The sequence below is a fragment of the Achromobacter sp. genome, from assembly GCF_032113835.1.
GTDB lineage: Bacteria > Pseudomonadota > Gammaproteobacteria > Burkholderiales > Burkholderiaceae_B > Achromobacter.
This window is the reverse complement of sequence record NZ_DAMCTG010000128.1, coordinates 1-10,094: the sequence shown is the minus strand read 5'-3', so window position 1 is coordinate 10,094 and position 10,094 is coordinate 1. Positions and strand designations below refer to the sequence as shown.

11 protein-coding genes are annotated in these 10,094 nt (G+C 67.5%); 9 read left to right on the top strand and 2 right to left on the bottom strand.

What is annotated here, in order from left to right; genetic code table 11:
• From RT697_RS25715 to RT697_RS25700, 4 genes are all read left to right on the top strand, one after another.
• Nucleotides 1–580, top strand: a 580-nt coding sequence (locus RT697_RS25715; RefSeq protein ID WP_313702486.1) for an MltA domain-containing protein, incomplete at its 5' end; no start/stop codon positions are given.
• Nucleotides 577–1,746, top strand: coding sequence for a UbiH/UbiF family hydroxylase (locus RT697_RS25710; protein ID WP_313702485.1), 1,170 nt, complete (start codon nt 577–579; stop codon nt 1,744–1,746). The genes RT697_RS25715 and RT697_RS25710, both read left to right, overlap by 4 nt.
• Nucleotides 1,747–1,956: 210 nt before the next feature.
• Nucleotides 1,957–2,745, top strand: a complete 789-nt coding sequence (locus RT697_RS25705; protein WP_313702484.1) for a DsbC family protein — start codon at nt 1,957–1,959, stop codon at nt 2,743–2,745.
• Between the two features lie 67 nt (nt 2,746–2,812).
• Entirely contained in the window at nt 2,813–3,769 is a 957-nt protein-coding gene (locus RT697_RS25700) for a D-2-hydroxyacid dehydrogenase family protein (protein WP_313702483.1), read from the top strand.
• Between the two features lie 75 nt (nt 3,770–3,844).
• On the opposite strand, the gene ttcA is transcribed toward RT697_RS25700, so the two are convergent.
• Together ttcA and folB are read right to left on the bottom strand one after the other, a co-directional pair.
• The gene (gene ttcA, locus RT697_RS25695; protein ID WP_313702482.1) at nt 3,845–4,813 is read right to left on the bottom strand and encodes a tRNA 2-thiocytidine(32) synthetase TtcA; all 969 of its coding nucleotides are present in this window, start codon (nt 4,811–4,813) and stop codon (nt 3,845–3,847) included.
• A 1-nt stretch (nt 4,814) separates the two neighbouring features.
• Nucleotides 4,815–5,174 carry a dihydroneopterin aldolase gene (folB, locus tag RT697_RS25690; protein WP_056565007.1) on the bottom strand — a complete coding sequence of 120 codons (360 nt, stop codon included), beginning with the start codon at nt 5,172–5,174 and terminating at the stop codon, nt 4,815–4,817.
• Between the two features lie 122 nt (nt 5,175–5,296).
• Here folB and RT697_RS25685 point away from each other — a divergent pair, with 122 nt between their 5' ends.
• From RT697_RS25685 to RT697_RS25665, 5 genes are all read left to right on the top strand, one after another.
• Nucleotides 5,297–6,199 carry an NAD(P)/FAD-dependent oxidoreductase gene (locus tag RT697_RS25685; protein ID WP_313702481.1) on the top strand — a complete coding sequence of 301 codons (903 nt, stop codon included), beginning with the start codon at nt 5,297–5,299 and terminating at the stop codon, nt 6,197–6,199.
• A gap of 223 nt (nt 6,200–6,422) precedes the next feature.
• Nucleotides 6,423–7,391 carry a tripartite tricarboxylate transporter substrate binding protein gene (locus RT697_RS25680; RefSeq protein WP_313702480.1) on the top strand — a complete coding sequence of 323 codons (969 nt, stop codon included), beginning with the start codon at nt 6,423–6,425 and terminating at the stop codon, nt 7,389–7,391.
• Entirely contained in the window at nt 7,392–8,057 is a 666-nt protein-coding gene (locus RT697_RS25675; protein ID WP_105237113.1) for a 3-oxoacid CoA-transferase subunit A, read from the top strand.
• Between the two features lies 1 nt (nt 8,058).
• A complete protein-coding gene (locus RT697_RS25670; protein WP_313702479.1) occupies nt 8,059–8,757 on the top strand; it encodes a 3-oxoacid CoA-transferase subunit B in 699 nt (232 codons plus the stop codon).
• Between the two features lie 191 nt (nt 8,758–8,948).
• Nucleotides 8,949–9,920 carry a tripartite tricarboxylate transporter substrate binding protein gene (locus tag RT697_RS25665; protein ID WP_313702478.1) on the top strand — a complete coding sequence of 324 codons (972 nt, stop codon included), beginning with the start codon at nt 8,949–8,951 and terminating at the stop codon, nt 9,918–9,920.
• The last annotated feature ends 174 nt before the right edge of the window (nt 9,921–10,094 follow it).

The window sequence follows — 10,094 nt, the reverse complement described above, 5'->3', positions numbered from 1 at the left end:
GGACAACTTCTTCCTGCAGGTGCAGGGCTCCGGACGCGTGCAGCTCACCGACGGGCCCGACGCCGGCAAGACCATCCGCGTCGCCTACGCCGACCACAACGGCCAGCCCTACGCGTCCATCGGCCGCTGGCTGATCGACCGTGGTGAACTCACCGCCGACCAGGCGTCGATGCAGAACATCCGGGCCTGGGCGCAGCGCAATCCCAAGCGCGTGCCTGAAATGCTCAACGCCAACCCGGCCGTGGTGTTCTTCCGCGAAGAGGCGGTCATCGATCCCGAACAAGGCCCCAAGGGCGCCTACGCCATTCCGCTCGCGCCGCGGCGCTCGGTGGCGGTGGACGCGACCTTCGTGCCGCTCGGCACGCCGCTGTTCCTGTCCACCACCTATCCCGCGTCGGACCGTCCCCTGCAGCGTCTGGTGTTCGCCCAGGACACCGGCACCGCCATCCGCGGCGCGGCGCGCGCCGACTTCTATTGGGGTTACGGCGAAGAAGCCGGCCAGCAGGCCGGCCGCATGAAGCAACGCGGCCAGATGTGGCTGCTGTGGCCCAAACAGGCCGGGGAGCCTTCCGCACGATGAGCCATCAGATCGTAGTTTGCGGGGCCGGCATCGTCGGCCTGTCCACCGCCCTGGCGCTGGCCCGCCGCGGCCAGCGCGTGGCCGTGCTGGCGCCGCGAGCCGCCGTGCCGCCCGCCGACCCCAACCGCTATCACCCCCGCGTCTACGCCATCTCGCCCGCCAGCCAGCGCTTTCTGGCCGACATCGGCGTGTGGGACGCCATGCCCGCGTCGCGCCTGATGCCGGTGCAGGCCATGGAGATCCACGGCGATGCGGACGGCCAAGTCAACCTCAACGCCTGGCAGGCGGCGCTGCCGCAACTGGCCTGGATCGTCGAGTCCGGCGAGATCGAGCGCGTCCTGATCCAGGCCGTGCGCATGTTCGGCATTGCCTGGCTCGAAGACCGCTGCACCGGCTACCAGAACGGCGCGGTCGACACCGAAAGTGGCGCGCGCATCCAGGCCGAACTCTTCGTCGGCGCCGATGGCGCGGCCTCGCCGCTGCGCGAGGCGGCCGGGCTGAAGCACGAAGCCCAGTCCTACAACGACACCGGCCTCGTCGTGCATCTGGACGCGGAACTGCCGCACCAGGGCACCGCGATCCAATGGTTCCGCGACGACGGCGTGCTGGCGCTGCTGCCGCTGCCCGATACCGCGGACGGCCCGCAGGTTTCCATGGTGTGGTCCATGCGCAGCGAGCTGGCCCAGCAACTGCTAAACCTGCCGCAGGACGCTCAAACCGCTCGCCTCGAGGCGCTGCTGGCCGAGGCGGCCGAAGGGCGGCTGGGCCGCCTGAAGGTCCGCAGCAAGCTGCACGGTTTTCCGCTGACGCTGGAGCGCGCCCAGATGGTGGCGCCCGGCATCGCGCTGGCCGGAGACGCCGCGCACCGCCTGCACCCGCTGGCGGGGCAGGGCCTGAATCTGGGGCTGGGCGACGTCGAGGCGCTGGCCCGCATCGTCGCCGAGCGTGAACCCTACCGCCAGGCCGGTGACCTGCGCGTGCTGCACCGCTACCAGCGGGCGCGCGCCGAGCCGGTCCTGGCCATGCGGCTGGCCACGGATGGCCTGCACAAGCTGTTCGGATCGAAGGCGACGCCGCTCGTCTGGCTGCGCAACGCCGGCATGCATTGGGTCGAGCGCGCGCCGCTGATCAAGCGCCGGCTGATCGCGGGGGCGTCGGCTAATTAGGCCATGGTGGGTCCGAGTCGGCCCGACCAGGCCCAACCCGGCCCGACAAGGCCCGACAAGGCCCAGCCGGGCCCGACGGTGTCGCCGGGCGGAACCTGCGGCGGCCGGCGGCCGTCTGATAGGAATCCGCCCACCCGCCTGCCGCGCCGCCCGCCCCGGATCGGTTACGCTTTCCGGCTGAGCACACGACTGACAAGACCAGGAGTACCGATGAAATTCCGCATTCCCGCCACGCTGGCGGCCTGTTTCCTCGCCGCGGGTATCGGCTTGTCCGCCACGGCCCAAGCGCAGGGCGCAAAATCCGTCTCCACGCAGTCCGTGGGACAGGCGGCCAAAGGCGAAAAAAGCGTCTCCACCACCGAACTCGATCCGCAGTCGGCCGCCGTCAAGGAACGCTTCCAGCAGCGCTTTTCCGGCATGAACGTCACGACCGTGCGCCGCACGCCCTATGGCCTGTTTGAAGTGCAGCTCGGCATGGACCTGATCTACACCGACGAAGGCGTGACGTGGGTCATGGAAGGACCGCTGATCGACGCCGCCACGCGCCGCGACGTCACCCGCGAATCCCAGGAAAAGCTCAGCGCCGTCACGTTCGACCAACTGCCGCTGGACCTGGCGATCAAGCAGGTCAAGGGCGACGGCTCGCGCAAGGTCGCGATCTTCGAAGATCCCAACTGCGGCTATTGCAAGCAGCTGCGCAAGACGCTCGAAGACGTGGACAACCTGACCGTCTACACCTTCCTCTATCCCATCCTGTCGCCGGATTCCAAGGTCAAGGTGCGCAACGTCTGGTGCGCCAAGGACCAGGGCAAGACCTGGGACGACTGGATGCTGCGCGGCAAGACGCCGCCCAGCGCCGATTGCGACGTGCCCGAAGACAAGCTGCTGGCGCTTGGCCAGCAACTGATGGTGCGCGGCACGCCGACACTGTTCTTTGCCGACGGCTCGCGCATCAGCGGCGCGCTGCCGCTGGACCAGCTCAAGGCCCGTTTGAACTGACCGGCGCACGTCGCGCCGGCCCGGGAAAGGGGGGCGCGGCAAGCGCCATCCCTCCCGGAGACAAGACTTGAAAATCGCAATACTCGACGATTACCACGACGTAGCCCGGCGCTATGCTGACTGGACCTCGCTGGGCGGTGACGCCGAGGTGCAGATCTTCAATAACTTCATTCCCGACGACCAGGTCGAGGCCACGCTCGCGTCCTTCGACGTGATCGTCGCCATGCGCGAGCGCACGCCGTTCCCCGCCGAGCGCATCCGCGCCCTGCCCAAGCTGCGCCTCCTGGTCACCACCGGCATGCGCAACAACGCCATCGACATGCAGGCCTGCGCCGCGCAGGGCATCGTCGTGTCCGGCGCGCCCGGCAGCGCCGACGCCAACACTGCCACGGCGGAACTCGCCTGGGCGCACATCCTGGGCCTCTTCAAGCACCTGCCCGCCGAAGACGCCGCCATGCGCCGCGGCATGTGGCAGACGGCCATGCCCGAGCCGCTGGCCGGCAAGCGCCTGGGCGTGCTGGGACTGGGCAAGCTCGGCGCCGCGGTGGCCAAGGTGGGGCTGGCCTTCGGCATGGATGTGGTGGCCTGGAGCCCCAACCTGACCGACGAGCGTGCGCAGGCTGCGGGCGTCACGCGCGTGGACAAGCACGAACTCTTTTCCACGTCCGACGTCGTGAGCCTGCACCTGATCCTGTCCGATCGCAGCCGCCACGTGGTCGACGCCACCGCGCTGGCCGCGATGAAGCCGACCGCGTACCTGGTGAATACGTCGCGCGCCGGTCTTGTCGATCAGGAAGCGCTGATGGATGCGCTGGTGAAGTTCCGCATCGCGGGAGCGGGCCTGGACGTCTATCCCGAAGAACCGCTGTCGCCCACCGACAACGTGCGCGACCTGGACAACGTGATCCTGACCCCGCATCTGGGCTACGTCAGCCGCGAAAACTTCGAGGCGTTCTACCAGAACTGCCTGGAAGCCGTGAAGGCGTGGGCGGCGGGTACGCCGATCCGGGTGTTGAACGCCTGATATCGCCAAGAAAAAAATGGGGCTGCATATCGCAGCCCCATTCTTATTTGGGTGGGTCGCTTTGCACGAGGCACATCACTCGCGCGAGAACATCACCTTCTTCTCGATGATCGCGCCCGGCTCCAACGCCGGCGGCGTATCGCCACACGCAACATCCGACTCGTCCGTGGGGTCGACCGTATCAAACGCCGTGTCGCCATTGGCATCCGGCACGCCCGTGGGCTTCAAACCCACGAAATCGAACAGGTCACGGTCCATCAGGTGCGAGGGCACCACGCGCGACAGCGCGTTGAACACGTTCCACGACCGGCCCGGGTGCTGCTTGTCCCACTCCTTGATCATGCGGCCGACTTCCTTGCGCTTCAGGTTCTCTTGCGACCCGCAGAGATTGCACGGAATGATGGGGAACTGCTTGAGCTCGGCGTAGGCAATCAGGTCGGACTCGACCACATAGGCGAGCGGGCGGATCACGGTGTGGCGGCCGTCGTCGGACACCAGCTTGGGCGGCATGCCCTTGGCCTTGCCGCCGTAGAACAGGTTCAGGAAGAACGTGGCCAGGATGTCGTCGCGATGATGGCCCAGCGCGATCTTGGTGGCGCCCAGTTCCGAGGCGACGCGGTACAGAATGCCGCGGCGCAGCCGCGAACAGAGCGAGCACATCGTCTTGCCCTCTTCCAGCACGCGCGTCACGATCGAATACGTGTCCTGCGTCTCGATGTGGAAGGGAACGCCCAGTTCTTTCAAATACTGCGGCAGGATGTGGTCGGGAAAGCCCGGCTGCTTCTGGTCCAGGTTCACCGCGATCAGTTCAAACCTGAACGGCGCGCGCTTCTGGAGCTGCAGCAGGATGTCCAGCATGGCATAGGAATCCTTGCCGCCGGACAGGCAGACCATCACGCGGTCGCCTTCCTCGATCATGTTGTAGTCGGACAGGGCGCGCGTGGTCTCGCGCGCCAGCCGCTTGGTCAGCTTGTTGCCTTCGAGGCGTGCCTTTTCGTCGGCGGGCGTGCGAAATTGCACGGCGGGGGAAGCGATATCGTTCATGTCAGCGATTGATCTGGATTTCCACGCCCACCGCCGCACAGTCGGAGAAGGCCATGGGCTTGCTGATGCGCAGGCGCAGCGCGCGGATTTCCTGGAAGTCCGCCAAGAGGCGCGCCGCCACTTGTTCGGACAGGGTTTCGATCAGGTTCACATGCGCCTGCGTGCATTCCTCGACGATGGCCTCGCGCAGCCGGCGGTAGTCCAGCACGCTGTGGATATCGTGATCGTCCACCGAACGCTGGATGTCGACGTCGAATTCGGCATCGACGTGCAGGGGCTGGGTGGCGCGGCGCTCGTGCTCGAGGATGCCGATGCGGGCGTCGAGCGCAAGGCCGGAAAGAATGATGCGGCGAGTGGGCATGATGAAAACCTGGGTGGAATAGCCGGAATTGTAAGGCGACGGCGGAGGGCGGGGGCGCGCTGGCTACAATCCGGCCATGTCGAGGCGCCCGCAAGGCGCCGGCGCAGTCAATAAGGGGTGAAATGCAACAGATGCACGATTCGGTCATTGTAGGCGGCGGCCCGGCCGGCGCCTCCTGCGCCCTGTGGCTGGCCCGCCTGGGTCTGTCGCCCCTGCTGGTCGAGGCCAGCGCCCGCCTGGGCGGGCTGGGCAATGACAACCCGTTCGCCGACGACTGGATCGCCGTTTTGCCCGGCGTGACCGGTCAGCAGGTGGCGGCCAACATCGACACCAGCGTGCGCGCCGCCGATGTGCCCGTACGGCTGGAAACCCGCGTCACCGGCGTACGGCCCTGCAAGGGCGGCATCGAAACCACGCTTGCCGGCCCGGACGGCCAGGAAACCCTGGCCCGCGCCCGCACCCTGGTCATCGCCTCCGGCGTGCGCGCCAAGGGGCTGCCCGACCACCCGCCGGGCGCGTCCTGGCCCGGCGTGCTGATCGGCCCCGGCTCGCCCATCGTGGCGCAGGACTATTCCGGCCTGTCGGTCGCCGTGCTGGGCGGCGGCGACAACGCCTTTGAAAACTTTGTCTATGTGCGCAACCGCGGTGCGCGCAAGGTTCACCTCTACGCGCGCAGCGTGCGCGCCCAGCAGCAATGGGTGACGCGCGCCGGCACAGATGGCGTGCACATCGGACCCTACAAGGTCGACCCTGCCACCCGCAGCGTGGACGGTCGGCAGTACGACCTGATCCTGGTCTTCTACGGCTGGGAACCGCAGGCCGCGTTTGCCGACGATGTGAGGCTCGCGCGCGACGAGCGCGGCTACATCCGCACCGACTTCGCCACCGCCGAGACCAGCGTGCCGGACATCTACGCCATCGGCGAGGTCGCACACCGCATGCACCCCTGCGTGGTGACGTCGATGGCGGACGGCGTGGTCGCGGCCAAGGCCATCCAGCGGCGCTGGGAGCGCGGGGGGGCGTAATGCCCGGCGGCCGGCGACCGCCACTGAACACGCCGGCCGGCCGCGGCGGCGTTGGCTGGCCTGGCCATCGTGGCGCCCGCGGCAGTGAAGCCGTGTCGGCCAGAATGCGTACTTCAGCGCAGGCGAACCCACACCTCCGGATTCCGGAATAGGCATTTGCCACCCCCGCGCCCACACTCGTGCTCACGAGTTGACCAATCAATGGTCACGCAGGGAGACAAGCATGATGTGTGCGCATCGCTGGCTGGCAGCCGGCGCGATGGCCATCGCCATCGCGAACCCGGCGCAGGCCGCCTGGCCTGAACGGCCCATCACCCTCATCATCCCGGCCGCGCCGGGCGGCACCACCGACATCTCGGCACGCCTCATCGCCGACAAGCTGGCCGCCAAACTGGGTCAGCAGGTCATCGTGGAGAACCGCGCCGGCGCCGCGGGCATCATCGGCGCGCAGGCGCTGGCGCGCGCCAAGCCCGACGGCTACACGCTGCTGATGGGCAACATCGGCCCCAACGCCATCAACTACGCGCTCTACAAGACGCTGCCCTACAAGCCCGCCGACTTCGCGCCCGTGACGCTCGTGATCTCGGTGCCCAACGTCCTCGTCGTCAACGAGGCCTCGCCCGCCCGCAGCGTGGCGGACCTGCTGACGCAGGTCAGGCAGGACCCCACCAAGGTGTCCTTCGGCAGTTCCGGCGCGGGCCAGTCGCCGCACCTGTCCGCCGAAATGTTCAAGCAGCGCGCCGGCATCCCCGGCACGCACGTCGCCTACAAGGGCGCCGGCCCCGCCGTAGCCGCGCTGCTCGGGCAGCAGTTCACCTTCATGATCGACAACCTGCCCAGCTCCATGCCGTACATCCAGGCCGGAAAACTGCGCGCGTTGGCCGTCACCAGCGACACGCGGCTCCCCGAATTGCCGAACGTGCCGACCATGGCCGAGGCGGGCGTGAAGGACATGGTGGTCACCGCGTGGTTCGGCCTGGTCGCGCCCGCCGGCACGCCACAGGGCGCCATCGACAAGCTCTACGCCGCCACGCGCGACGTGGTGCGCAGTCCCGAGATCAGCGAACGCTTCAAGGCCATGGGCGGCCAGGCCGGCGGCAACACGCCCGCGGAGTTCGCGGCCTTCATCGACCAGGAACGCGCCCGCTGGAAAAGCATCGTGGACGCCGCGGGTCTCGTGCAGGAGCAATAAGTGATCGACAAGATTCAGGAATCCATGGCGCAGGCCGTGGCCGTCATTCCCGACGGCGCCTCCGTGCTGGTGGGCGGCTTCGGCGAAGCGGGCGTGCCGTATGAACTGCTGCACTGCCTGGCCGAGCTGGACCGGCGCAACCTCACCATCATCTCCAACAACGCCGGCACCTTCGAACGCGGCATCGCCGCGCTGCTGGTGCGCAAGCAGGTCCGCAAGATCATCTGTTCGCACCCGCGCCCACCCAACTCCGACGCCTTCGCCCGCGCCTACCGTGCAGGCGAGGTCGAACTGGAATGCGTGCCCCAAGGCACCCTGGCCGAACGGCTGCGCGCCGCCGGCGCAGGTCTCGGGCCGTTCTACACGCCCACCGGCTACGGCACCGAATTGGCCGAGGGGCGCCGCCAGGAAGTCATCGACGGGATCGGCTACGTGCTCGAGCAGCCTCTGCGCGCCGACTACGCGCTCATCCGCGCGCACCTGGGCGACCGTTGGGGCAACCTCATGTACCGGCACGCCGCGCGCAACTTCAATCCCGTCATGTGCATGGCCGCCAAACACGCCATCGCGCAGGTCGACGAGATCGTGCCGCTGGGCGCGCTGGTGCCCGAACAGATCATGACGCAGGGCATCTTCGTGAAATCCGTCGTGCGCGTGGAGGCCTGACATGCAAGACATCATCGGCCTGACCCGCCAGCAGATCGCGCGGCTTCTGGCCAGCGACATTCCCGACGGCGCCATCGTCAACCTCGGGATCGGCATGCCGACCCTGGTCGGCGACTACTTGCCCAGCGGCCGCGAGATCCTGCTGCACAGCGAAAACGGCATCCTCGGCATGGGCCCCGCCGCCGCCGGCGACGACGTCGACCCCGACCTCATCAACGCCAGCCGCCAGCCCATCACCTTGCTGCAAGGCGCGTCCATCACCGAACACACGATTTCATTCGCCATGATGCGCGGCGGCCACCTGGACTACGCGGTCCTGGGCGCCTTCCAGGTGTCCGAGCGCGGAGACCTCGCCAACTGGAAAACCGACGCCACGGACGCCATCCCCGCCGTCGGCGGCGCAATGGACCTGGCCGTCGGCGCCAAGCAGGTCCTCGTCACCATGGAACACCGCGGCCGCGACGGCACGCCCAAGATCCTGCGGCAATGCACCTATCCGCTCACCGGCAAAGGCGTGGTGTCACGCATCTATACAGACCTCGCCGTCATCGACGTCATGCCCGTGGGTTTACAGGTGCATGCGATGAAGGCGGGCGTGACCGAAGCCTTCCTGCGGTCGGTCACTGAAGCCCCGCTGCATTTTCCGCAAACGCCCCGAACCATCGTCGTGGATGACGCGGGTGTGCCGCGATACGAGTAAACGGTGGCTGACGTGGTCGTGCCGCGATGTGCGTAAACGGTGGCTGACGTGTCCGTGCCGCGATGCGTGTAAACGGCCTGCTGGCATGGCCGAGCCGCCTTTCGTTCAGACGACTGGCAAGCGCAGCCATTCCTGCCGCCACCTCTGACGATGTCTTCACGTCCGCCCGGCGTCGGGCAAAGGAGCTACCGATGATTCGTTCAACTCTGGCCGCCGTATCGGCAACCGCGCTGTGCCTGGGCGCGGCCGCCGTCGCCCACGCCGCGCCAACCTATCCCGACAAGCCCATCACCTTGCTGATCCCGTACCCGCCGGGCGGCAGCGCCGACATGCTCGCGCGCCCGCTGGGCGCAGAACTGCAGAAGAAGTGGGGCCAGCCGGTCGTCCTCGAATACAAACCCGGCGCAGGCGGCGCCATCGCCTCCGCCCAGCTCGCCCGCGCCAAGCCCGACGGCTACACGCTCCTGATGGTGCTGGCCGCGCACACCATCAACCCCAGCCTCTATCCCTCGCTGCCCTACGACACCCGCAAGGATTTCGCGCCGGTCTCCCTCGTCGCCACGCTGCCCATGCTCGTCGCCGCCCCGCTCGCCACACCCGCCAACACCGTCAGCGAACTCATCGCCTACGGCAAGGCCAACCCCGGCAAGCTGAGCTTCGCGTCCGCCGGCAACGGCAACACCAGCCACCTCGCCGCCGAGATGTTCAAAAACCAGACCGGCGCCGACATGATGCACGTCCCGTACAAAGGCAGCGGCCCCGCTGTCGTCGCACTGCTCGGCGGCGAAGTGTCCTTGATGTTCGACAGCATCTCGACCTCGCTGCCGCAAGTGCAGGCCGGCAAATTGAAGGCAATCGCCGTCACCGGCGAACACCGCTCGCCGCTCCTGCCCGACGTCCCCACCGTCGCAGAAACCGTCCCCAACTTCGTCGTCAACGGCTGGTACGGGATATTGGCGCCGGCGGGCACGCCGGGGGCGGTGGTCGATGCAGTCAGCAAGGGAATTGCAGAGGCGGTGTCGGTGCCTGCGTTGAAGGGGCAGTTGGCGGGATATGGGTATGAGGTGGTGGGGTCGACGCCTGGGGAGTTTGGGGCGCATATCGAGCGGGAGTTGGGGACTTGGAAGAGGGCGGTTGAGGTGTCTGGGGCGAAGGTGAATTGAAGGGTCGTCTTGGCTAGGAAAGGCTACGTTAGGTGACTGATACCGGCTGAGGATATGTCGTAGGCGTCTGAAAGCCGTTGAGTATTTGTCGTAGGTGTCTGACACCCGTTGATGTAGGTGGGCCTATCCGTGATTTTGTGGGCGAGGCATATCATGAGGACTAAAGATCATGGA